At 71.7% G+C, this 23,381-nt stretch carries 21 protein-coding genes; 15 read left to right on the top strand and 6 right to left on the bottom strand.

The features are described 5' to 3' along the window. Nucleotides 1-22 precede the first annotated feature (22 nt). From OG623_RS07090 to OG623_RS07070, 5 genes are read left to right on the top strand one after another with little or no spacing between them, the layout of a single operon-like run. The gene (locus tag OG623_RS07090; RefSeq protein ID WP_406145296.1) at nt 23-1,672 is read left to right on the top strand and encodes a Na+/H+ antiporter subunit D; all 1,650 of its coding nucleotides are present in this window, start codon (nt 23-25) and stop codon (nt 1,670-1,672) included. Then, nucleotides 1,669-2,298 carry a Na+/H+ antiporter subunit E gene (locus OG623_RS07085; RefSeq protein WP_406145294.1) on the top strand — a complete coding sequence of 210 codons (630 nt, stop codon included), beginning with the start codon at nt 1,669-1,671 and terminating at the stop codon, nt 2,296-2,298. The genes OG623_RS07090 and OG623_RS07085 overlap by 4 nt, the downstream gene beginning before the upstream one ends. Then, nucleotides 2,295-2,618 (top strand): monovalent cation/H+ antiporter complex subunit F, encoded by a 324-nt coding sequence (locus OG623_RS07080; RefSeq protein ID WP_406145292.1) that lies wholly within the window; start codon nt 2,295-2,297, stop codon nt 2,616-2,618. Before OG623_RS07085 ends, OG623_RS07080 begins: the two co-directional genes overlap by 4 nt. Beyond that, nucleotides 2,615-3,004, top strand: a complete 390-nt coding sequence (mnhG, locus tag OG623_RS07075; protein WP_406145291.1) for a monovalent cation/H(+) antiporter subunit G — start codon at nt 2,615-2,617, stop codon at nt 3,002-3,004. Before OG623_RS07080 ends, mnhG begins: the two co-directional genes overlap by 4 nt. A 9-nt stretch (nt 3,005-3,013) precedes the next feature. Beyond that, nucleotides 3,014-3,391, top strand: coding sequence for an ankyrin repeat domain-containing protein (locus OG623_RS07070; RefSeq protein WP_406145289.1), 378 nt, complete (start codon nt 3,014-3,016; stop codon nt 3,389-3,391). A 75-nt stretch (nt 3,392-3,466) separates the two neighbouring features. On the opposite strand, the gene OG623_RS07065 is transcribed toward OG623_RS07070, so the two are convergent. Together OG623_RS07065 and OG623_RS07060 are read right to left on the bottom strand one after the other, a co-directional pair. Further along, entirely contained in the window at nt 3,467-4,933 is a 1,467-nt protein-coding gene (locus tag OG623_RS07065) for a catalase (RefSeq protein ID WP_406151708.1), read from the bottom strand. 38 nt (nt 4,934-4,971) lie between these two features. After that, nucleotides 4,972-5,406: a Fur family transcriptional regulator gene (locus tag OG623_RS07060; RefSeq protein ID WP_406145286.1), complete on the bottom strand. Its 435-nt coding sequence runs from the start codon at nt 5,404-5,406 to the stop codon at nt 4,972-4,974. A gap of 155 nt (nt 5,407-5,561) precedes the next feature. Between OG623_RS07060 and OG623_RS07055 the strand changes: the two genes are divergently transcribed. After that, nucleotides 5,562-7,028 (top strand): AlkA N-terminal domain-containing protein, encoded by a 1,467-nt coding sequence (locus OG623_RS07055; protein ID WP_406145285.1) that lies wholly within the window; start codon nt 5,562-5,564, stop codon nt 7,026-7,028. A 21-nt stretch (nt 7,029-7,049) separates the two neighbouring features. Further along, nucleotides 7,050-7,565, top strand: coding sequence for a methylated-DNA--[protein]-cysteine S-methyltransferase (locus OG623_RS07050; RefSeq protein WP_406145283.1), 516 nt, complete (start codon nt 7,050-7,052; stop codon nt 7,563-7,565). Between the two features lie 47 nt (nt 7,566-7,612). Here OG623_RS07050 and OG623_RS07045 read toward each other — a convergent pair whose 3' ends face one another. Next, nucleotides 7,613-8,539, bottom strand: coding sequence for a zinc-binding alcohol dehydrogenase family protein (locus OG623_RS07045; RefSeq protein ID WP_406145282.1), 927 nt, complete (start codon nt 8,537-8,539; stop codon nt 7,613-7,615). Nucleotides 8,540-8,624: 85 nt separating this feature from the next. Between OG623_RS07045 and OG623_RS07040 the strand changes: the two genes are divergently transcribed. From OG623_RS07040 to OG623_RS07005, 8 genes are all read left to right on the top strand, one after another. Continuing rightward, nucleotides 8,625-9,080, top strand: coding sequence for a MarR family winged helix-turn-helix transcriptional regulator (locus tag OG623_RS07040; protein ID WP_406145280.1), 456 nt, complete (start codon nt 8,625-8,627; stop codon nt 9,078-9,080). A gap of 150 nt (nt 9,081-9,230) precedes the next feature. After that, complete coding sequence (locus OG623_RS07035) at nt 9,231-9,734, top strand: hypothetical protein (protein WP_406145279.1); 504 nt, start codon at nt 9,231-9,233, stop codon at nt 9,732-9,734. Then, nucleotides 9,734-11,128: a hypothetical protein gene (locus OG623_RS07030; protein ID WP_406145277.1), complete on the top strand. Its 1,395-nt coding sequence runs from the start codon at nt 9,734-9,736 to the stop codon at nt 11,126-11,128. Before OG623_RS07035 ends, OG623_RS07030 begins: the two co-directional genes overlap by 1 nt. After that, entirely contained in the window at nt 11,125-12,540 is a 1,416-nt protein-coding gene (locus OG623_RS07025; protein WP_406145275.1) for a vWA domain-containing protein, read from the top strand. Before OG623_RS07030 ends, OG623_RS07025 begins: the two co-directional genes overlap by 4 nt. 56 nt (nt 12,541-12,596) lie before the next feature. Then, nucleotides 12,597-13,709 carry an AAA family ATPase gene (locus OG623_RS07020; RefSeq protein WP_406145274.1) on the top strand — a complete coding sequence of 371 codons (1,113 nt, stop codon included), beginning with the start codon at nt 12,597-12,599 and terminating at the stop codon, nt 13,707-13,709. Continuing rightward, a complete protein-coding gene (locus OG623_RS07015) occupies nt 13,706-16,513 on the top strand; it encodes a hypothetical protein (protein ID WP_406145272.1) in 2,808 nt (935 codons plus the stop codon). The genes OG623_RS07020 and OG623_RS07015 overlap by 4 nt, the downstream gene beginning before the upstream one ends. A 265-nt stretch (nt 16,514-16,778) precedes the next feature. Then, nucleotides 16,779-18,284 carry a glycine betaine/L-proline transporter ProP gene (gene proP, locus OG623_RS07010; RefSeq protein ID WP_406145270.1) on the top strand — a complete coding sequence of 502 codons (1,506 nt, stop codon included), beginning with the start codon at nt 16,779-16,781 and terminating at the stop codon, nt 18,282-18,284. A gap of 216 nt (nt 18,285-18,500) precedes the next feature. After that, entirely contained in the window at nt 18,501-19,718 is a 1,218-nt protein-coding gene (locus OG623_RS07005) for an FAD-dependent monooxygenase (RefSeq protein WP_406145269.1), read from the top strand. A gap of 86 nt (nt 19,719-19,804) precedes the next feature. Here the strand turns inward: OG623_RS07005 and OG623_RS07000 are convergent, their stop codons facing one another. Genes OG623_RS07000 through OG623_RS06990 form a run of 3 tightly spaced genes read right to left on the bottom strand, consistent with a single transcriptional unit; the run spans nt 19,805 to nt 23,380 of the window. Then, nucleotides 19,805-20,533, bottom strand: a complete 729-nt coding sequence (locus tag OG623_RS07000; protein WP_406145267.1) for an ABC transporter ATP-binding protein — start codon at nt 20,531-20,533, stop codon at nt 19,805-19,807. 10 nt (nt 20,534-20,543) lie between these two features. Continuing rightward, a complete protein-coding gene (locus OG623_RS06995; RefSeq protein ID WP_406145265.1) occupies nt 20,544-21,341 on the bottom strand; it encodes an ABC transporter ATP-binding protein in 798 nt (265 codons plus the stop codon). Further along, the gene (locus OG623_RS06990; RefSeq protein WP_406145263.1) at nt 21,338-23,380 is read right to left on the bottom strand and encodes an ABC transporter permease; all 2,043 of its coding nucleotides are present in this window, start codon (nt 23,378-23,380) and stop codon (nt 21,338-21,340) included. Before OG623_RS06990 ends, OG623_RS06995 begins: the two co-directional genes overlap by 4 nt. Between the last annotated feature and the right edge of the window lies 1 nt (nt 23,381).

Genomic DNA, 23,381 nt, shown 5'->3' with positions numbered 1-23,381 from the left:
AGGACGACCGAGGAGGCACCGGATGAACGCCCTCGTCCCGCTGCCGGTGCTGCTGCCGCTCTGCGCCACCGGGGTGAGCCTCGCCTTCGGCACACGGCTCGCGCGCTTCCAGCGCTTCATCAGCGTCGCCGTCCTCACCGCCGTACTCGGACTCTCGGTGTCGCTGATGATCGCCGCCGACCGCCAGGGACCCCTGTCCGTCCATCTCGGCGACTTCGCCCCGCCGCTGGGCATCACGCTGGTCGCCGACCGGCTCTCCGGGCTGATGCTGACCGTCTCATCGGCGGTCACCCTCGCCGTCCTGGTCTACTCGCTCGGCCAGGGCATGGCGGACCGCGACCAGGAGACACCCGTCGCCGTCTTCCACCCCGCCTATCTGATCCTGGTCGGCGGGGTCTCCCTCACCTTCATCGCGGGTGACCTCGTCAACCTCTACGTCGGCTTCGAGATCATGCTGGTCGCCAGCTTCGTCCTGCTGACGCTCGGTGGAACAGGCCCCCGGATCCGGTCCGGCTCCACCTACGTGATCATTTCGCTGTTCTCGTCGATGCTGTTCCTCACGGGGATCGCCATGACCTACGCCGCCGCCGGCACGGCCAACCTCGCGCAGCTGGCGGTCCGGCTGCCCGAACTACCCCTCGGTGTGCAGACGCTGATCCAGGCCATGCTCCTCACCGTCTTCGCCATCAAGGCCGCCGTGTTCCCGCTCGCCGCCTGGCTCCCCGACTCCTACCCGACGGCGCCCGCGCCCGTCACCGCGGTCTTCGCCGGCCTGCTGACGAAGGTCGGCGTCTACTGCATGCTGCGGACGGAGACCCTGCTCTTCCCCGGCAACCGGCTCGGTGACCTGCTCATGGCCGTCGCCCTCGCGTCGATGATCGTGGGCATCCTCGGGGCGGTCGCCCAGACCGACCTGAAGCGGCTGTTCTCCTTCACCCTCATCAGCCACATCGGTTACATGGTCTTCGGCATCGGCCTCGCCACCCGTGCGTCGTACGGCGGTGCCATCTTCTACGTCGCCCACCACATCACCGTCCAGACCACCCTCTTCCTGGTGGCGGGACTCATCGAACGCCGGGGCGGCACCAACGAGCTGACCCGGATCGGAGGGCTGGCCAGATCGGCTCCGCTGCTCGCGGTCCTCTTCTTCATCCCCGCGATGAACTTCGCCGGGATCCCGCCGTTCTCCGGCTTCATCGGGAAACTCGGGCTCATGCGGGCCGGCGTCTCCGACGGCGGGGTCTGGGCCTGGATCCTCGTCGTGGGCGCGACCGTGACGAGCCTGCTCACCCTGTATGTGATGGCCAAGATCTGGAATCTGGCCTTCTGGCGTACCGAGCCACCCGGCCAGGCCGCCTACGGAACCGTCCTGGAGACGGCCGACGACAGCGAGGACGACGACACCGACGCCGGACCCGACCGTATCCCCGGCACGGGCGACGAAGGGGTGGGGCCCGTACCCGCGGGCCAGACCCTGGCCGCCACCCTTCAGGGCCGGGTCGTCACCACCACGGTCCGCCCGCCCACGGCGATGACGGCGGCGACCGCGGCCGCTGTCGCACTCGGTCTCGCCTTCACCGTCCTGGCCGGCCCGCTGGCGGCGTTCACCGACCGGTCCGCAGCCGAACTCATCGCGCGCAGCCCCTATGTGGAGGAGGTGCTCGGCCGGTGAGGCGCCTGATCACCCTGTCGTACCACAACCCCGAACTGCCCCCCTTCAGCATTCAGTTCGCCGGCCGCAGACGGCGGGTGCTCGACCTTCCGCTGATCGCCTGGCTCACCCTGATCTGGGTCCTGCTGTGGTCCACCCTGACCTGGGCCAATGTCGTCACCGGCGCGGTCGTCGCGGTGGCGGTCTGCCTGGCGTTCCCGCTGCCGCAGGTCGATCTGGGGCTGAGGCTGCACCCCTGGGGCGTCCTCCGGCTCGCCGGATATCTGCTCTACGACATGTACACCTCGGGTGTGAAGGTGACCCGGCAGATCTTCGCCGGCCACCCGCACCGGCCCGCCGTCATCGGCGTCCCGCTGCGGTGCCGCAGCGACCTGATGCTCGCCGCGACCGCCGTCTCCGTGTCGAACCTGCCGGGCGGCTCCGTCGTCGAGGTACGCAGAGCGACCGCCACGCTCTTCCTGCATGTCCTGGACGCGGACCGACCGGAGGAGCTGGAGGCCGCCCGCCACTCCGTCTGGAAGCTGGAGGAGCTGACGGTACGGGCGTTCGGCACCAGGGAAGAGATCGACCGGGTGTCCGAGCCACCGCCGGCCGGCGGACCAGGCATCGAGGAGGAGCGGACATGAGCGGCCCCGAGACGGTCGACCGTGTGCTCATGACCGCAGCCGTCGTGCTCGTCGTCGTGGCGGTGGCACTGCTGCTCTTCAGGATCAGCCGCGGGCCCTCCATGCTGGACCGGGCCATCTGCCTCGATGTCTTCGCGGCGGTGGTCATCGCGGGCCTGGGCGCCAAGTCCGCCTTCGCCCGGGACTCGTTCTACTTCCCGATCATGCTGGTGCTGGCGTTCCTCGGCTTCACCGGATCGGTCGGCATCGCGCGCTTCATCGCCGTACGCGACCGACCGCTGTCGCGCCGGAGGGCCGCGGGGAAGGAGGGGGAGCGATGAACGTCCTGCGTCAGGTCGCGGACACCGCCGGGGCGGCATGTGTGTTCCTCGGCGCGGCGATCTGCCTCCTCGGGGTCGTCGGCATGCTCAAGCTGCCCGACGTCCTCTCGCGCAGCCACGCCGCAACCAAGCCGCAGACTCTCGGGCTGCTGGTGGTGCTCGCCGGGGTCGCGCTGAGGCTGCACAGCGTGATGGACCTGGCGACGCTGGCCCTCATCGGCTTCTTCCAGCTGCTGACCGGCCCGGTGGCATCCCACCTCGTGGCGCGGTCGGCGTACCGGACGGGGCAGGTCGAGCGCGCCGACCTCCTGTTCGACGACCTGGATGCGCAGCTGACCGAGCCGGGGCAGGAGGACGGCCAGGGCCGGCACGGGGACAGCCCCTAAAGTGGGGGCATGGAACCGCTATCCGAGGAACAGACCGGCCGGCTCGTCGCGATCGTGATGGATCTGGCCAGGGAGGGCCGGACGGAGGAGCTCCTGGAGTTCCTGGACCACGGGCTGCCGGCCGATGTCCAGGACCAGGACGGCAACACGGCCCTCATGCTCGCCGCGTACCACGGGCGGGCGGAGACGGTGCGGGCACTGGTGGAACGCGGCGCCGATGTCGACCTGCGGAACGCCCGGGACCAGTCGCCGGTGGCGGGCGCCCTGTTCAAGGGCGAGGACGCGATCGTCACGGCGCTGGTCGCCGCGGGCGCCGACCTGGACGCCGGCACGCCCAGCGCGCGGGCCACGGCCGAGATGTTCGGGCGGACGGCCCTGCTGACCTAGGGTGTGTCGTCACCGCACAGAGGCCCCGGGCGACGAGATGTCACCCGGGGCCCCTCGTGTCACGGTCGCTCGGACCTACTTGGCGGCCTTCAGCGCCTCGATGGCCTTGCGGACACCCTCGCCGTAGGCCGGGTCGGCCTGCGTGCAGTGGTGGATGTGACGCTCGATGGTGGCCTGCGAGGCACCGTCGATGGCCCGCGCGGTGTTGCCGAACAGGGCGTCCTGCTCCTCCGGGGTCATCTGCCGGAACAGATTGCCCGGCTGCTCGAAGTAGTTGTCGTCGTCCTCGCGGTAGTCGAACCGGTCGGCCGCGGCACCGTCGAGCGCCAGACCGGGCTCGGCGAACTGCGGCTGCTCCGCCCAGCGGCCGTAGCTGTTCGGGGTGTAACCGGGGGTGGCGCCCTGGTTGCCGTCCACTCGCAGCTGGCCGTCGCGGTGGTAGGTGTTGACGTTCTTCGCACCGCGGGGCTGGTTCACCGGGATCTGGTGGTGGTTGACCCCGACGCGGTAGCGCGCGGCGTCACCGTAGGAGAACAGCCGGCCCTGGAGCATGCGGTCGGGCGAGGCACCCACACCGGGAACGAAGTTGGCCGGGGTGAAGGCGGCCTGCTCCACGTCGGCGAAGTAGTTCTCCGGGTTGCGGTTGAGCTCGAACTCGCCGACCTCGATGAGCGGGTAGTCCTTCTTGGACCAGACCTTGGTGAGGTCGAACGGGTGGTAGCGGTACGACGCGGCGTCCGCCTCCGGCATGACCTGGATGTAGAAGGTCCACTTCGGGTTGTCGCCGCGCTCGATGGCGTCGAACAGGTCCGCCTGCGAGGACTCGCGGTCAGCGGCGACGACCGCCGCCGCCTCCTCGTCGGTCAGGTTCTTGATGCCCTGCTGCGTACGGAAGTGGAACTTCACCCAGAAGCGCTCGTCGCTCTCGTTGATGAACGAGTACGTGTGGGATCCGAAGCCGTGCATGTGGCGGTAGCCGTCGGGGATACCGCGGTCCGACATCACGATCGTGATCTGGTGCAGGGCCTCGGGAAGGTTGGTCCAGAAGTCCCAGTTGTTCTCCGCCGACCGCAGGTTGGTGCGGGGGTCGCGCTTCACGGCGCGGTTCAGGTCGGGGAAGTGGTGGGGGTCGCGGTGGAAGAAGACCGGCGTGTTGTTGCCGACGACGTCCCAGTTGCCCTCCTCCGTGTAGAAGCGGAGGGCGAAACCGCGGATGTCACGCTCCGCGTCGGCCGCGCCGCGCTCACCGGCGACGGTCGAGAAACGGGCGAAGAGCTCCGTCTCCTTGCCGACCTCGGAGAAGAGGGCGGCCTTGGAGTAGCGGGTGATGTCCTGCGTCACCTTGAAGGTGCCGAAGGCACCGGATCCCTTGGCGTGCATACGACGTTCGGGGATGACCTCACGGCTGAAGTGGGCCAGTTTCTCCAGGAACCAGACGTCCTGGAGCAGCATCGGGCCACGCGGGCCGGCGGTGACAGCGTTCTCGTTGTCCGCGACCGGTGCGCCGGCGGCAGTGGTCAACGGCTTCGTGTTCTCAGAAATTGTCCTGCTCCTCCGTGTGGAAACTTCAGTGCACCGACTTACGGGTCCTGCCGGCCACGATCGGTGCGGCATCCGGGGCAGAGGCCCCAGTACGTCACCTCCACGTGGTCGATGGCGAACCCGTGATCCTGGGGCGCCTCAAGAGGCGGAGAGCCGTGCGGGACATCGACATCGGCGATCGTGCCGCACGAGCGGCAGACCACGTGCTGATGGTTGTCCCTGGACTGTCCTTCGTACCGTGCCGGGGAATTCGGCAGGTCGATCCGTCGCGCCAGCCCGGCGTCGACGAGGGTCTTGAGTACGTCGTAGACGGCTTGGGTCGAGACCGTGCCGATGCGTGTGCGTACCAGGCTGAGGAGGGTACTGACATCGGAGTGCGGGGCCTCGTGGACCGCCGAGAGCACGGCGACCCTGGGACGGGTCACCCGCAATGACGCTCCGCGCAGGAGGGTCCTGGCCTCGGTTTCGATCACCTACGCAGTGAACCACTTTTCTGGAATGATTCCAATCAGTGTGGCCGGCATTCTGCGATGGGCCCGTCGCCCCGCAGGTCGTGGCGCACCGCGCCGCCGGACGCGATGTCCGATTCCCGCCAGCACGAGTACGCGCGATGCCGCACTCTTGAAGCATGAGCAGCGACGACAGCAGGTACGAGGCGGTGAGCAGCCGCGACGCCCGGTTCGACGGTGAGTTCTTCTTCGCCGTGTCCACGACCGGGATCTACTGCCGTCCGAGCTGCCCCGCCACCACACCCAAGCGCCGCAACGTCATGTTCTTCCCCACCGCTGCCGCCGCCCAGAGCGGCGGGTTCCGCGCCTGCCGGCGCTGCCGCCCCGACGCGGTGCCGGGCTCGGCCGACTGGAACGCGCGCGCCGACCTGGTGGGCCGGGCGATGCGGCTGATCGGCGACGGGGTCGTCGACCGCGAGGGCGTCGCGGGGCTGGCCGCGCGCCTCGGCTACAGCGCCCGCCAGGTGCAGCGCCAGCTGAACGCCGAGGTCGGCGCGGGCCCCATCGCGCTGGCCCGCGCCCAGCGGGCCCACACCGCACGGGTCCTGTTGCAGACGACCACGATGCAGGCCGCCGAGATCGCCTTCGCCGCGGGCTTCGCCAGCGTGCGGCAGTTCAACGACACGGTCCGGGAGGTCTACGCGCTCACCCCGGGCGAGCTGCGCACCAGCAGGCCCGGCCGGTCCTCACGCTTCGGCTCCGTCGGCATCGCCGACGGGGGCGGGGGAGTGCCGCTGCGGCTCGCCCACCGGGGCCCGTACGCGGCGGCCGGGATCTTCGACCACCTCGCCGCCCGCGCCCTCACCGGCATCGAGGAGATGGTCGGCGAGCGGGGCGGGCGTACCTATCGGCGCACCCTGCGTCTGCCGCACGGCACCGGCATCGCCGAGGTCCGCGAGCGGACCGGCGACGGCTGGCTGGAGTGCCGGCTGCACCTGGGCGATCTGCGCGATCTGACGACCGCCACCCAACGGATGCGCCGGCTCTTCGACCTGGACGCCGACCCCTACGCGGTCGGTGAACGCCTGGGAGCGGACCCCGCACTGGCCCCGCTCGTCGCCCGTACGCCGGGACTGCGGGCCCCCGGCGCCGCCGACGTGCACGAACTGGCCGTACGCGCGGTCATCGGGCAACAGGTTTCCCGCTCCGCGGGGCGCCGGCTCGGCAGCGCGCTGGTGACCGCCTACGGAGTCCCCCTCCAGGTGCCCAGCGGCGGCCTCACCCGTACGTTCCCCGACCCCGGCGACCTCGCCGACGCGGGCCTCGCGGAGCTGGGGACGACCGACTCGCGGCGCGCCACCCTGCGCGCCCTCGCCACGGCCCTGGCGGACGGCAGGATCGGGCTCGGCCCCGGCGCCGACCGCGACCTGGCCGAGAAGGAGCTCCTGGGCCTGTCAGGCGTCGATCCCTGGACGGCCGGCTACATCCGTATGCGGGCGCTGGGCGACCCCGACGTACTGCTCGCCGACGATCCGGCCGTGCGGAGGGCCGTGCGGCACGCGGGCGACGCGGGGGCCTGGCGCCCCTGGCGTACGTACGCCGTGCACCACCTCTGGAACGCCGACGCGATGTCCGAATCCCGCTAGCACGAACACGGAAGGTCCATCATGACGACGACGATGCTCCACACGACGATCGACAGCCCGCTCGGTGAGCTGCTGCTGGTGGGCGAGGAGTCGGCCACCGCCCCGGGCGGCACCGCCCTCGCCTCACTCTCGGTACCCGGCCAGAAGGGCGGCGCGACGGTCCAGGACGGCTGGACCGAGAGCGCGGATGCCTTCACCGTGATCGCCGCCGAGCTGCGCGCGTACTTCGAGGGGAGCCTGACCGGCTTCGGTATCGAGTACGCCGAAGGCCGCGGCACCGACTTCCAGCGGCGTGTGTGGAAGGCGCTGGACGCCATCCCGTACGGGACGACGGTCGGTTACGGCGAGATCGCCGCACGGATCGGTGCCTCGCGCGCGGCCGTGCGCGCGGTCGGTACCGCGATCGGCGCGAACCCGCTGCTGGTCGTGCGCCCCTGCCACCGTGTGATCGGCGCGAGCGGCGCCCTGACGGGATACGCGGGCGGCCTCGACCGGAAGAGGCAGCTCCTGGACCTGGAGAGCCACCACCCGGCCTGATCCCGGCCCAGTGTTTTCAGCGGGGGCCGAGAGCCGGGGTGCGGGCGCTACGGGACGAAGACCAGGCGCTCGCCGGTCTGCTCGGTCCACGCCTGCGCGATCCCGGCCAGCGGTACGGCCCGGGCACGGACGTCGAGTGCGCCCTCGGTGACCGCCGCGGCCAGCTCCGGCAGCTCCGCGACGAAGTCACGGGGCGGGACCGAGCCGATCCCGCTGCCCAGGATCCGCATACGCGCCGCGCGCAGCGCCACGGAGGGGACCGGGGCGGTCGCGCCGGCCATGGAACCGATCTGGATCCAGGTCAGGGGGGCGGAGCGGTCGGCCCGTGCGGTCAGCATCGGCAGCATGGCGCCGGCGGCGGGTTCGCCCCACACGAAGTCGAGGACGACATCGACGTCGGCCGCGGCCCCGGCCTCGTCGAAGGTGATCGTCCGGTCGGCGCCGAGTACCTCCAGGGCCTTGAAGCGGGTGGTGTCCCGGCCTGCGGCGATGACCTGCGCGGCACCGAACCGCTTCGCGATCTGGATCGCCATCCGGCCGGCGTTGCCCGTGGCCCCCAGGATGAGGACGCGCTGACCTTCCTGGAAGGCGATGCGGCGGCGCAGCGCGACCCAGGAGGACAGGCCCGGGTTCATCGCGGCGGCGATGCGGACCGGGTCGGCGTCGTCCGGCAGGAGCACACTGCGGCGTACGTCGATCACCGTGCGCTCGGCGAACGTGCCGAACCGTGTGTCGTCCAGGACCGCGTAGCGAAGGCGGCCCGCCGCGTCGCGCACGACGCCGTCGGCGCCGGGCACGAGCGGGAAGTCGCCGGTGCTGGAGTAGTGCGTGCCGTTCGCCTTCGCCCGGGTCAGGTGGTGCAGGCCGGCGGCGAGGACTTCCACCACCATGGCGTGCTCGCCCGTGGCGACGGGATCGGGGTGCTCGCGGTAGGCCGGCGGAGCGTCGAACGAGGTGATGACCGCAGCGTGCATGAGGGACTCCCGATGGATTCGTTTGCATTGCCAACTGAATTGAGAATGGTTGGTAATGCAAACGATGTCAAGTAGGGTGGGGCGCATGACCACCGACGACTCGACGGACGCCCTGCTGGACGGACTCGTCCGCAGCGCGTTCCAGATCATGGGGGTGCTCACCCGCATCGGCGCCGAGCACGACCTGTCCCTCACCCAGCTGCGCGTGCTCGGGATCGTCCGCGACCGGCGCCCCCGCATGAGCGACCTCGCGGCCTTCCTGGGGCTGGACAAGTCGACCCTCTCCGGTCTCATCGACCGTGCCGAGCGCCGGGGACTGCTGGCGCGGGCGGCGAACCCGGACGACAGGCGCGTCGTCGACGTCCTCATCACCGACGCCGGACGCGAACTCACCGCACGGCTGAACCAGGAGATCAGGGAAGCCCTGGCGCCGGCGACGGGCCGACTCGATCCGGCGCAGCGTCAGCAGCTCGCCCGGCTCATCGAACCCGTTCTCACCCCGGCCCTGCCGGTCGCTCCGCGGCCGACCGCCCGGCCCTGAGGACGGCCGCTCCGATCCGCCCGTGTCTCTCCTCTCTCCGATGCTCTCCGCACCTCTCCGAGCCGCGTTGTCAGTGGGCGCGCGTAGGTTCAGTTGTGTTCCGCCGATCCGGCGGGAACAACCCCTCAGCTGTGCATTGGAGATGGCGCGTTGTCCGATTGGGAGAGGTCGAGCACGGCCCGGGTGGTCACACCCGCGAGGCCGCGCAAGCTCGCCAAGGTCCCGTTCGTCGAGCTGGCCGACGGGCGTCTGCAGGGTGTGGTGTCCAGCGGCTCCGACATCGGCCGGGTCTATGTCTCGTCCGTGGCCACGGCGACCTTCGCGTTCGCCTGCAGCACCAACAACAACCGGCCCTGCGGAGGTGCGCGCGGCTCGTTCTGCAACCACATCGGCGCCCTGGTCAACGAGGCGGTCCTGCAGTACGGCGCCGAGCGCGTCGTCCGGTACCTGAAGGCGGAGGTCCCGGAGGGTGAGGTGGACGGGGCCGCGCTGGCCTCGGCCATGCGGAGCACCCGCCCCCAGCCGGACGCGGCGAAGGCAGCGGCGTCCGTCTTCAGCCGGTTCCTGCGACACCTCGCCTATCTCGAACACGGCCCGGTCACCGCGCCGTTGCCCGACATGCAGTTCTTCCCGCCGACCCGGGCGGTGGCGTGATGCGCGCGGGCCTGCTCACCGAGCCCGTCGACGGGCTGGACGAAGCCCTGGACGCCGTCGACGCCTTCGACCGGGCGCTCGTCGCCGGGCTGCTCAGGCCCCAGCACGTGGAGGCCGGGGGACCGACCGTGCTCGCGGGGGCCGTGGCGGGGACACCGCTGGCCGCCAGGGTCGCCGAAGCGGCGGAGAAGGCCGCTGCCGGAGCGGCGGGGGAGGAGCACTTCGTGGCCCTGGCCGGGGCGCGGACCGCGCTGCTCGGCTCGGTGCACGACGCGCTGCTGACCCGTGTCGACGAGGCCGCAGGCCGCCTTCGCTCCGCCGGGGCCGAACCGGCGCCCCGGGAACAGCAGCCGGCCGCCAATCTCCTGACGGCCGCCCGCGCCTGGCTCTCCGATCTGGCGCGCTGCGGATGGCAGGGCATCGACCACGAGGTGGTGTCAGGCGCGGCCGAGGTCGTGTCCGCGATGCTTCCCGAGCCGTCGCTGCGCCGCCTCGCGACACTTCTCGACGGCTTCGCCGCCGAACTCGCCGCGTCCTGTCCCGGCGTCTCGGCGGAGCGTTTCCCGGTGCGCCGCTGGGGTGACCTCTGGGCGCGCGGGATGCTGCTGACGGTGCCCGGCGCGGCCGGGACACCCGTTGTCGGGACCGCCGACGGACGGCTGCTGCCCCTCGGCATCGACGTACAGGAGCATGCGACCGCCGCGCAGGCGCAGGTCCACGCGGTGTTCGAGCCCGCCGACGGCTCGGGGGCACGCCTCGTGCGCGCCAGTGTGTCGGTGCCGAAGCCCGACACGGTCGTCGGAGCGGGGGTCTGGCAGCTGATGCGCCCTCATATGTCGCTCCTCGCCGCCGCGGGCGAGGGCCGCTCGATGGACCTCACCGGTATGCCGGTCACGGCCGAAGGGGACCTCGTCTGGAGCGACGAGCACGCCCGCCCCGGTGAGCCGGCGGACGCGTTCGCCACCGCCCGCGTGGCACTGCCCACCGCGACCGCCCAGGTCACCGCACCCCTGGACCGCCATCCTGCGCACATCGCCGTACCCGTCTTCCTCGAGGGCTACACCGCTCGGACGGATGACGAGGGCCGGCTGACCTTCACCGTCTCCGGGACCGAACTGGCCGTGGACACCGACCGCGTGCCGGCGGCAGGGCCGCTCACACCCGAGGCCGTCGCCAGGTCGGGCGCGTGCGTCGCGCTGATCCGCTGGGACGCCGGGACGTTCCGCGTGCAGCCGCTCGCCGTCGAGACCACCGTGCGGAAGAAGGTGACCTCGGTGCACGCGGGGGCGTGGGCCGGAGGGACGACGGACAAGGCCGGGGCCCGAGCAGAGAAGGCCGCCACCGACGCCGCGAAGGTGCTCGGCGAGCGCGCGGGAAGGCTGCTGCGGAAATGACCGGACAGCAGAACCCCGGGACGGCCGGGGAGCCCTCGCACGACAACCGCCGCCAGGTCATGTACTGGCGCCTGCTCGCCCGGCTCTTCGACGACGAGGAGCACCCGGCCCTGGAGTCCGCGAGCCTCGCCGTGGTCGAGGACATCGGCCTGCCGGCCAAGCTGCTCGACCCGAACGCCTCGGTCGACTCGGTGGTGCAGCGCCACCCCGCGCTGGCCGAGGAGTTCGACGGGCTGATGACCCCGCAGGACGGTGCGGGAGAAGGGGACGACGACCGCGACCCGGCCGCCGAGGTCCGGCGCGCCGCGCTGGTGTCGAAGGTCCTGCTGAACGTCTTCCACTCCCCGCCCGGCACTGTCACCGCCGGCCAGTTGTCCCGGTGGCAGTCCGACGCGGGCTGGCTGGAGCGCGCGCTCGGCTGCGGGCCGGGCGAGCTGCGCGGCGGGCGCGCGGGAGGCGCGGGCGTCAGCCCGACCGGCACGGGCAGCGGGGGCGGTACTCCCGATCTCAGCCGGCTCATCCCCGAGATCGGCCCCGAGCTGGGCTCGATCGAGGCGGGGCTCGTCCGGCGGATGCGGCTGCGTGAGGTGCTCGGGGACCCCAAGCTGGCCGGGCAGCTGACGCCGAGCATGTCGCTCATCGAACAGCTGCTGCGGGACAAGGACAACCTGTCCGGTGTGGCCCTGGCCAACGCCAAGGCCCTGATCCGCCGCTTCGTCGACGAGGTCGCCGAGGTCCTGCGTACGCAGGTGGAGAAGTCGACGGTCGGCGCCCTGGACCGTTCGGTCCCGCCCAAGCGGGTGTTCCGCAACCTGGACCTCGACCGCACGATCTGGAAGAACCTCACCAACTGGAGCCCCGAGGAGGAACGCCTCTACGTCGACCGGCTCTTCTACCGCCACACCGCCCGCAAAACGACGCCGCAGCGCCTCATCGTGGTGGTGGACCAGTCGGGCTCGATGGTGGACTCGATGGTCAACTGCACCATCCTGGCGTCGATCTTCGCCGGTCTGCCCAAGGTGGACGTCCACCTCATCGCGTACGACACCCAGGCGCTCGATCTCACCCCCTGGGTACACGACCCCTTCGAGACCCTGCTGCGCACCAACCTCGGAGGCGGCACCGACGGCACGGCCGCGATGGCGCTGGCCCAGCCGAAGATCGCCGAGCCCCGCAACACCGTCGTGGTGTGGATCTCCGACTTCTACGAATGGCAGACCGAGCCGCTGTTCGAGAGCATGGCCGCCATCCACCGCTCCGGCGCCAAGTTCATACCGGTCGGCTCCGTGACCAGCTCAGGCCGCGCCAGCGTCAACCCGTGGTTCCGCGAACGCTTCAAGGACCAGGGCACACCGGTCCTCTCGGGCCACATCCGCAAGCTCGTCCACGAGCTCAAGACCTTCCTCACCTGAGACCGACGGCCCACGGCCCGGTGCAGTTGAATCCGAAATCCTAGAGAGGCACACCCATGTCCGACCTGTTGCGCGCTCCCGCCGAGATCAAGTACGCCGAGGAGCTGGACTGGCTGGAGTCGGTGGACGACGGTCCCAAGCCGTTCTCCTGGCGGCTGTCGCCGAAGATGGTCCGGCTCTTCATCCTGGGATCCGAGCGCGCCGACGGCCTCGACCGGGAGATCTCCCAGAAGTGGTACGGCGACCGCAGCTTCGTCGAGCGCTCCATCGTCACGCTGGCCTCCGACCGGGGGCTGCTGCTCATCGGCGATCCGGGCACGGGCAAGAGCTGGCTGGCCGAGCTGCTGTCCGCCGCGATCTCCCGCAACTCCACGCTCGTGGTGCAGGGCACGGCGGGCACCACCGAGGACCACATCAAGTACTCGTGGAACGTCTCCATGGTCATCTCCAAGGGCCAGTCCCGGGAGTCGATGATCCCCTCACCGATCATGACCGCGATGGAGACCGGGGCGATCGGCCGCTTCGAGGAGCTCACCCGCTCCACCAGCGACGTCCAGGACGCACTGATCTCGATCCTGTCGGAGAAGTACATCTCGGTGCCGGAGATGGACAGCGACAACATCGTCTTCGCCAAGCCGGGTTTCTCCGTCATCGCCACGGCCAACAGCCGTGACCGAGGGGTCAACGACCTGTCCTCGGCCCTCAAGCGCCGCTTCAACTTCGTCCGCATCCCGGTGGTGACGAACAAGAAGAGCGAGGCGGAGATCGTGCGCTTCAGGACCGAGGAGCTGCTGCGCCGCCACCGCATGGAGCTGGACGTCCCGCCGACCCTGCTCGATGTGCTGCTGCAGAGCTTCGCCGACCTCCGGGCGTCGGCCGCCGCGGCGGGCAGCGACGACGAGAAGCTGGAGTCCGCGCTGTCGAGCGCCGAGCAGATCGGCGTACTGGAGGACGCGATCCTGCACAGCAACTTCTTCGGCGAACGCGCGCTGACCGCCCGCACCCTCGCCTCCTCGCTCGTCGGATCGCTGGCCCGGCGTGAACCCGAGGACCTGGCCATCCTCAACAAGTATCTGCACGGCGTCGTCGAGCCGCGCAGCAAGGAGGAGGGGGGCTCCTGGCCGGAGTTCCTGGAGGGCGGCCGCGACGCGATCGCCACCCTGTCATGAGCGCCCTGGCCGAGGGGACGCCCTTCGGGGCGCTGCGAGGACAACTACAGGATGCGGCGACGGAGTTCGCGGACGGCCCCGATGCGCTGCAAGGCATCCTCCTGGGCATCGTCGACGACGTCGACCGTGCGGTGCGCGAGCCGCTGGAGATCTTCCCCGTCTGCCACCACTCGCCCGCGTCGGCGGTCGCGATGGCGCGGCGGCTGCGGGAGAAGCAGCCGAAGGTCGTGTATCTGGAGCTGTGCGAGGACATGGCGCCGCTCCTGACCGAGCTGCGCAACTGCCGGCTGCCGGTGGCGGTCCAGGCGTTCGCGAGCGAGGTCGAGGGCTTCCCCCCGGAATGGGCACCGCTGTCGGTCGTCGCTCCGATCACCGAGGCATCGGCCGAATACCAGGCCATCGCCTACGCACTGGACACCCCGGACGTCGAGCTGGTCCTCGTCGACCGTTCCTCGGACCATGTGTTCCAGTGGCAGGCCGGTGCGACGGCGCCGACAGAGCCCGGCGCGCCGCCCGCCGACGAGGAGGCGGCGCTGCACGGCGACGCGGTCGGGGTGGAGATCGGCGACCTGCGGCCCCGCTTCGCCGAGCTGGAGGAGCACCTCCTGCACCACGGCCGCGTCCGGCACTGGTCGGAGTGGTGGCACCAGTACGTCGAACTCCCGCTCGGCGACAGCGACCACGACACCTACCGCCAGGTGATGCTCCTGATCGGCAGCCTCTTCCGCCGTCTGGCCCCGGGGAACACGGACCGGGTCCGCGTCGACGAGGACCGCGAGCGCTACATGTGGACCCGGATGCGCGAGCACCTCGCCACGACCGGCACGGACCCCGAGGACTGCCTCTACGTCTGCGGCGCGTTCCACGCCTCCAGCCGCGTCGAGGAGTTCGGTGTCCACGGCAGCGACACCTTCGAGATCACCCCGCCGAGCGGGAGCACCTGGCAGCACGGGCTGATCCCGTCCAGCCACACGGCGATCGAGGCGCAGTTCGGCCTCGCCGCCGGGTCCGTGTCGATCGCCGCCACCCAGTGGACACAGAACATCAAGCGCACCAAGGTGCGGCCGTACCGGCTGGCCGGCCAGGCGGGCACCGGCAAGGCGTCGAAGCCGGGAAGGACGGCCGGGTCCGCTGCTCCCGTGGCGGCGGAGGCACCGTCCGACAAGCTCTCCGGATTCCTGCGGAACCCGCCGGTCCTCGACCGGCTCGACGAGACCGAACTCCTCGGCTGGTCGGTGGAGATCGTGCGCTCGGCCCGTCGCAACGGCTATCTCGCCTCCACCGCCGACGCCATCGCCGTGTTCGAGACATCGATCCTGCTGGCGGGCATGCGGGACCGGGCCAGGCCCACCCCGTACGACTTCCAGGACGCGGCGGTCACCTGTATCGAGAAGGAGACCGTTCCGGGCAGACGCGATGTCCGCCGCCTGGTCGAGATCCTGATGGGCGGCGACCGGGTCGGCCGGGTCGGTTACGACGCGCTACCGCCGCTGGCCCGCGACGTGCACGACCGCCTCGCCCCGCTGGACCTCAAGCTTCAGCAGCGCGGTGTGCGGCGTGCCCTGCTGGACATGACCTCGCGGCCGGAGCTGAGGCAGTGCTCCGACGTGCTCTGGATACTGCGCCACCTCATGCCGCACGGCGCCGCCCGGCCGATCATGGGCGAGCGGGAGCTCGGCAAGCAGTCGGTCCAGGAATCCTGGGACCTGGCACTGGGCACCCATCAGCGGGCGCTCATCGAGCTGGGTTACGAGGGCGTGAGCATCGAGCAGGTCCTGGAGCAGCGCCTGCGCCGCGCCGCGTACGCCCCGAACGCCACCGCGGCACAGGTACTCGCCGCAGTCGAGGACGCCGTGCTGCTGCTGGGCAGCGGACGCCTCGCCGACGAACTGGGCACCCGCGCACTGGAGGTGCTGGCCACCGAGCGCAGCGTCGACGGAGCGCCGGAGGTCCTGCGCCGGGTGCGCCGGCTCCTGGCGTACTACCGGATCAGCCGGCCGGAGCTGCCGGCCTGGATCGAGTCCTTCGCCAGGACGGGATACGCGCACTACTGCACGCTCCTGCCGACGGCGTTCGCCGACGAGGACGCGACCGTCCGTCAGGTCGCCGCGATGCTGGGCTTCCTCTTCAGCATGGAGAGCCTGGCCGTCTCGCTCGGCTGCGACCGGGCCCAGCTGGATCTGGCCCTCGCCCAGTCGCACCCGCAGGAGACCTCCCGGGTGGCGCTGCTGTGGGCGGCCCAGGTGCATCTCGGGCGGCTCTCCCGCGCCGAGCTGAGGGAGCGGTGCGACGCACTGCTGGACAACCCGCTGGTGGTGCCCGCCTATCCGCGCTACCTCAGCGGATTCCTGCACGCCCTGGAACCGGTGCCGCAGCTGGCCGACTTCGTCGTCGAGGCGGTCTCGAACGCCTTCGCGCGGCTGCCCGACCCGGTGCTGCTGCCCTGGCTGCCGAGGCTGATCAGCACCCTGCGGTCCGACGGCGCCGACCTCGCGCCGCTGCTGATCCGCGAGGCAGGGCGCGTCTTCCCTGGCCGCCTCGCCGCGCTGGACACCTGGGTCCCGCCGTGGCAGTCGGCCCCGGCGGATCCCGCCGCGCCGCCCGCGCGGGCGGAGACGGGCGGAGGCTCGGCACACCGCGCCGTACTGCTCGCCGCGCACCCGGAGACCTGCGACAGCGTGGCCGCGCTGCTGGGCTGCGACGAGCCGTGGGAGACGGAAGCCCCGGTGCCGACGGGCGCGATACTCGCCGGCCGTCACCCGGGGACGGCGGCGGCGGTGGAGGAACTGCTGGCCGGGGTCTGACGGCGGCCGGGGGCGGCAGGGGTCCAGGAATCCGCCACCCGGCCTCGCCCGTACGGGGCGTCCGACTCACTCCTACGGCACAGTCACCCGGCATTTCGTGGTGCGGGCGGGAAAGGTGGGCCTTTCGGAAGAAGACCGAGGCTGACGCCGCGCGGTAGGGCGGGGGGTCCGGGGAGCTACGGCGGAGGGCAGGACTCTCATGAGCGGACGGAGACCACACCCACGCGTTCTCCGGCAGCAGGGGGACAGGTCGGCGACGGACCGGATGGTGCGCACACTGCTGCGACGCCGCAAGAGGGTCCTGGCCGCCGAGGACGTGATGGTCACGGACCGGCCGAAGGTGCGCCGCGCCGTGACCGCGGCGGCCCTCGGCAACACCATGGAGTGGTTCGACTTCGGTGTCTACGCCTATCTCGCGGGGACCCTGGGGAAGGTCTTCTTCCCGTCGAGCTCGCCGGGCGCACAGGTGGTGTCGACCTTCGCGACCTTCGCCGCCGCCTTCCTCGTGCGTCCACTCGGCGGTCTTGTGTTCGGTCCCCTCGGTGACCGTGTGGGGCGCCAGAAGGTACTGGCGATCACCATGATCATGATGGCGGCGAGCACCTTCGCCGTCGGTTTCCTCCCCACGTACGCCGCGGCCGGTTTCGCGGCTCCGCTGCTCCTCCTGGTCTGCCGTCTGGTGCAGGGCTTCTCCACGGGCGGTGAGTACGCGGGCGCGACGACCTACATCGCGGAGTACGCCCCGGACAAGCGAAGAGGGTTCCTCGGCAGCTGGCTGGACTTCGGTACCTTCGTCGGCTATTCGCTGGGCTCCGGCCTGGTGACGGTGCTGACCGCCACACTCGGTACGGACGGGCTGACGGACTGGGGGTGGCGGATCCCCTTCTTCGTCGCGGGCCCGATGGGCCTGATCGGTCTCTACATGCGGCTGAAGCTGGAGGAGACCCCCGCCTTCCAGGCGGAGGAGGAGGCGCAGGCCGAGGCCCTGTCCGAGGGCGATCCCGTCGAGCAGGCACGCCAGTCGGGCAAGGGACGGCTCAAGGAGATCTTCACCAAGCACTGGGAGGCGGTGCTCATCTGCATGGGCCTGGTGCTCCTCTACAACGTCACGAACTACATGGTGACCTCCTACCTGCCGACGTACATGTCCGAGACGCTCGGCGAGCCGGAGACGAGTTCCCAGCTCCTGGTCCTCGGCACGATGATGCTCGTGGTGCTGACCATCACGCTGGTCGGCAGGTCCTCGGACCGCTGGGGCAGACGCCCGGTGTTCATGGCCGGCAGCGTGGCGCTCATCGTGTTCGCGATCCCGGCGTTCCTGCTCATCCGGCAGGGCGGCATCCTGCTGCCCGCGATCGGCTGCGGAGTGCTCGGGCTGCTGCTGGTCTGCTTCGCGGGTACGTCGGCCTCGACGCTCCCCGCGCTGTTCCCGACCCGCCTTCGCTACGGCGCCCTGTCGATCGCCTTCAACATCTCCGTGTCACTGTTCGGCGGGACCACACCGCTGTTCGCCTCGGCCCTCGTCGAGATGACCGACAACGACATGATCCCGGCGTACTACCTGATGGTCGCCGGTGCCATCGGGCTCGTCGCGACCTTCTTCCTCCATGAGACGGCGGGCAAGCCGTTGCGTGGTTCCGGGCCCATGGTGGAGACCCCGGACCAGGCGCGCACCCTCGTGGCCCGCAGCAGGACGCGGGCGGGGCGGCAGGCGCGCGACGTATGGATCCGGATGCGGCATCCGGGAGGCGGGGGCGGACACAAGGACTGAGGCCGGCGACCCAGGCACTGGGGCCGCCGGACACAAGCACCGAGGCCGGCGGCGCTCACCGGCCCGGCACTCCTCGATAGGGTGCGGTCTGTGTCCCGGGCACAGGTGGCCACGGGGCAACAACCGCCCAGCAAGGGCGTGTTCAGGCCGGACGCGCCATTGCGGCGGCAGCACCCGCAACGGCGCCCGCAACACCGAGTGAGTGGAGTGCCAGTCATGCGTGGAGGCAGCATCGCCGTGGTCGGCGGCAGCATAGCGGGGTGCGCCGCAGCCCTGGCCGCGTCGCGCGGCGGAGCCGGGAAGATCACCGTGTTCGAGCGTGCCGACGCCCGGCTCAGGGACAGGGGGGTGGGCATCGCACTGCACAGCGACCGGTACGACGAGCTGAGGGACGCCGGATACGTCGCTCCCGAGATGCCCTGGGCGCCGCTGACGAGGCGGGTGTGGAGCGCGCGCGACGGGCACGCGGACCACGGCCGGGCCATCGGCGAGCAGCCGTTCCCCTTCCGTGCCTACAACTGGGGCTCGCTGTGGAGTGAGCTGCGCCGCCGTGTGCCCGAGGAGGTCTCCTACCGGTCGGGCGCGGTGGTCACCGGTGTGGAGCCCGCGGACGACGGCGTGACGCTGCGGCTCGCGGACGGGTACCAGGAGCACTTCGACGTGGTGATCGGGGCGGACGGCTACCGTTCCGTCGTCCGCGAGGCCATGTTCCCCGGCGCCGAGGCGACGTACGCCGGTTACATCGGCTGGCGCGGTACGTCGTCGGACGTCGACGGCCTCCCCTCCGACGGTTATGACGCGCACAACATCGTCTTCCCCGGCGGTCACTGCATGCTCTACCGGATCCCGGACGGCGCCGGCGGGCACCGGCTCAACTGGGTGCTCTACACCGCGCCCCCGCAGGCCGAAGGCCTCCACCCCGACCTGACGCGGCCCACCTCCCTGCCGCCGGGCCGGCTCAACTCGGAGCTCACCACCTATCTGCGCGCCCTGGTCGCCGACCACTTCCCGCCGTACTGGGCGGCCCGGGTGCTCCGCACACCGGCCGAGACCACCTTCATCCAGCCCATCTACGACCTGGAGGTGCCGCGGTACACCTCGGGGCGGATGGTGCTCGTCGGTGACGCCGCGAGCGTCGCCCGGCCGCACATCGGGGCCGGCAGTGTGAAGGCGCTCCAGGACGCCAACGCCCTGGAGGCCGCGTGGAAGTCCGGGGACAGCTGGGCCGAGGTCCTGGAGGGCTACGACGCAGGACGGGGCCCCGTCGGCGCGGCCATGGTCGCGCTCGCCCGCCGGATGGGCAGCGCCCAGGTCGAGAACACCCCCGACTGGTCGGCGATGGGTCAGCCGGAGTTCGATGCGTGGTGGCAGGACCAGAACAGCGGCTCCGACCGGCGCAGCGGCTTCGGCGGGCACAGCATCAAGGCCGGGTAGGCGCGGCGGACGCCGTGTGGTGCTGTGAGGGCTGTGAGGGCTGTGAGGGCTGTGAGGGCTGTGAGGGCTGTGCGGGCGGCGCCGGGTCAGCGGGTGGGCGGCGCGAGTTCGAGTGCGGCGTGCAGTGCGGAGCTGTCGGCGCGGGCGTCGTCGCCGTCCATGCGGAGCGTCGTCCGTCCCGAGGTGAGCACCGTGAGCGTACGGGCGCACCCGGCGGCGTCGGCCGCACCGGGGGAGACCAGAAGTACGGCGATGCCCTCGTCCGCCAGTGTGGTCACCAGCTCGTGCACCTGCCGGACGAGTACGGGCGCGAGGCCTTCGGTCGGCTCGTCGAGCAGCAGCACACGCGGTGAGCCGAGCAGCGCGCGGGCAAGGGCCAGCATCTGCTGTTCACCGCCGGACAGATCCGTGCCCCGGTTGCCCCGGCGCTCTCTCAGCCGGGGCAGCAGCTCCAGCACGCGCGCGGGGGTCCACACGCTGGGGCGCGTGGTGTCGCCCCGGCGCGGCGGACGGTAGGAAAGACGCAGGTGTTCGGCGACCGTGAGACCGGCGAACACGCGCCGCCCCTGCGGCACGAGACCGATCCCGGCTCGGGCGATCCGGTGCGCGGATTCCCCTGTCACGTCCCGGCCGTCCAGGCGCACGGTCCCCGCGCTCGGCCGCATCAGTCCGGCGACGGTGTGGACGAGGGTGGTCTTGCCCGCGCCGTTGTGGCCGACGACGGCGTGGACCGTGCCGGCCGGCACCGACAGGTCCAGGCCGTGCAGGACGGTGCCACCGTGGTAGCCCGCGGTCAGGCCGGTGAGTTCGAGCATCGGGGGTCGGTCATCCTCTCGCTTCGCCGGCGAGGCCGTTGGCGGTGTGGTGGTAGGCATCGCGGACCTCGGGGTGCGCGAGCGTCTCCCGGGTCGGGCCTGTGACGAGAACCCGCCCCTCCTTCAGCACGGTCACCGTCGTGGCGAGTTGGGCGACCACTTCGACGTGGTGCTCGACCAGGATGATCGAGACGCTCTCCGGCAGGGAGCCGATGATGCCGAGAAGCCGGCCGATGCCGTCGTCGGTCAGCCCGGCCGCCGGCTCGTCGAGCAGCAGCAGACGCGGATCGCCCGCCAGCGCGGCGGCGAGGTCGAGCATGCGGCGCTGCCCGTGGGAGAGCGCGGAGGCCGGCCGGCCGGCGCTGTCCGCGAGGCCGACGGTCTCCAGGTGGTGACCCGCGGACTCCGCCTGCTGCCGGTAGCGGGAGGGCCTGCGCCACGCCCCGCGGCGCTTCGGGTGGTGCGGCCAGCCGGCCAGGACGACATTGTCCAGTACCGACAACTCGCCGATCACAGAAGGCTGTTGGAAGCTGCGGGCGATCCCGAGGCGGCTGCGCCTGGCCGGGGCGGTGCGGGTGATGTCCGCGCCCTCCAGGGTGATCGTGCCCCGGTCGGGCCTGTTGGTGCCCGCGATGAGGTCGAGCAGGGTGGTCTTGCCTGCGCCGTTGGGGCCGATGACGGCGTGCCGGGCGCCCGAGGGCAGCCGCAGGCTGATGTCGTCGACGGCGGTGAGACTGCCGTAACTGCGGGTCAGACGGGACAGGTCGAGTACCGGGGGTACCGAGGCGGCGTTCGGTGCGGGCGTCATGGTGAGGACTTCCCGGTGGGGGTCGGGGCGGGAGCGGCGGGCGGCGGCACATCGGGCGGGGAACCCCCGGGCCCGCGCCCCGCAGGGCCGGATCCGCCGCGCAGGCCGGCCAGACCTCGGGGCAGCAGGTACACGGCGGCGACGAACAGGGCGCCCAGCAGCAGCGGACCGTGGCCGGGCCACGAACCGGCGACCCAGTCGCGGGTGATGACGATGAGCCCGGCTCCCATCAGGGCGCCGATCACGGATGTGGTGCCGCCGATGACGGCCGCCAGGAGGGCGAAGGCGGCGATCTCGAAGCCGACGTCGGCGGGGGAGAGGTACTGCTGGACGGTGACCATCAGCGAGCCGCCCACGCCGGCCAGCGCACCCGCGCAGATGTGCGCCGTCAGCAGGTACCGGCCCACGGGGTGTCCCGAGGCGCGCATGCGGGCCTCGGCGCCGCGGGTGCCGGTCAGCAGCTTCCCGGCGGGCGAGCGCAGCACGAGCAGGGTGACGGTGACCGCGACGGCGGCGACGACGAGGGCGTAGGTGTAGAGGTCGCTCTCCTCGGTCATCCCCTCCCCGCCCCACAGCGCCCGCGTGGCCGGGAAGCCGACAAGACCGTCGGCGCCGCCGGTGACGGACTTGAGCTGATTGATGACCGCGCCGGTCAGCTCACCGACGGCGAGCGTGATCATCAGCACGGTGGTGCCGCGGGCCCGGATCACGGCGGGCCCGACGACCCCGGAGAAGACGGCGGCGGCGAGCGCCGAGACGACGACCTGGACGGGGCCCGCCGTCCACCCGGCGTCCGCGAGGTTCGCGGTGGCGTACGCGCCCACGGCGAACGGCGCTGTCTGCCCGAGCGTGGGGAGTCCGGCGTAGCCGGTCAGGACGGTGACACTGACCGCGAGCAGCCCCAGGGCCAGGGCGGAGCCGGCCAGCGAGATGCTGTACGAGTCGAGCAGCCCCGGCAGGGCGATCAGCACCACCAGCAGGACGAGTAACGGAGCGGCCTGCCGCCAGGCGGTCGCGCCCGGCAGCCGGCCGAGCCCGGCGATGGCGCTCCGGCCCGCGAAGGGCGTCGGCGCGGGCGTACCGGCAGCCCCGCGCCCGCCGGTCCGCAGCCGTGCGGCGAGCCGGCGGCGGAGCCGGTCCAGCGGGTCGGCGGACAGGCCGTGCGCGTCGTGCGAGGGCGCCGGTTCCGCGAAGCGCGAGCGGAGTACGAGCACCGCCGCCATCGCGGCGAAGAGCAGATACGGCGCGAGGTCCGGCGCCAGCGAGACGCCGAGCGTCTGGACCTCGCCCACCCCGACCGCCGCAGCCAGCGTCGCCCACAGCGAGCGCAGTCCGCCGAGCACGACCACCACGAGGGAGAGCATCAGCACCGTCTCCGACGTACCGGCCCCCGGCCCGATGATCGGTGCCCCCAGCACACCCGCCGCCCCCGCGAGCGCCCCCGCGGCGGCGAGAACCCCGGTGTGCACCGCGCGGGGGTTGTGCCCTGTGGTCGCGAGCATCTGCGGATCGTCGGCGGCGGCCCGCACCGCCGCGCCCATCCGGGTCCGGGTCAGCACCCAGGTGCCGAGGGCCGCTAGCAGTACGGCCATCACGATGAACCCGAGACGGTACGCGGGGTAGCGGTGGCCCAGCAGCGTCACCGACGAGTCGAGCGCCTCGGGGACGCGCACGGGTAGCTCGTCCGCTCCGAAGAGCTGGATGAGCAGATCGCCGCCGATCAGGGCGAGGCCGAACGTCAGCAGCGCCTGCGCGAGATGCCCACGACGGGCGAGCGGGGCCGTCGCGGCGGAGAGTCCCGCCCCGGCGAGGCACGCCGCGGCGGTTCCGGCGGCCAGCCCGACGGCGAGGCCGCCCCAGGTCCCGTCACTCAACTCGGCGCCCGTGTAGGCGCCGATCGCGTACAGCGTGCCGTGCGACAGGTTCAGTACGCCGGCGGTGCCGAAGGCGAGACTCAGACCGGAGGCGACCACGAACAGCAGCAGCCCGTAGGCCACCCCGTCCACCGCCGGCACGAGGTGGGCATCGAGGAGGTTCACG

The sequence above is a fragment of the Streptomyces sp. NBC_01012 genome, from assembly GCF_045162755.1.
Lineage (GTDB): Bacteria > Actinomycetota > Actinomycetes > Streptomycetales > Streptomycetaceae > Streptomyces.
Note: the sequence above shows the minus strand (reverse complement) of the source record. Positions and strands in the feature narration are given on the sequence as shown.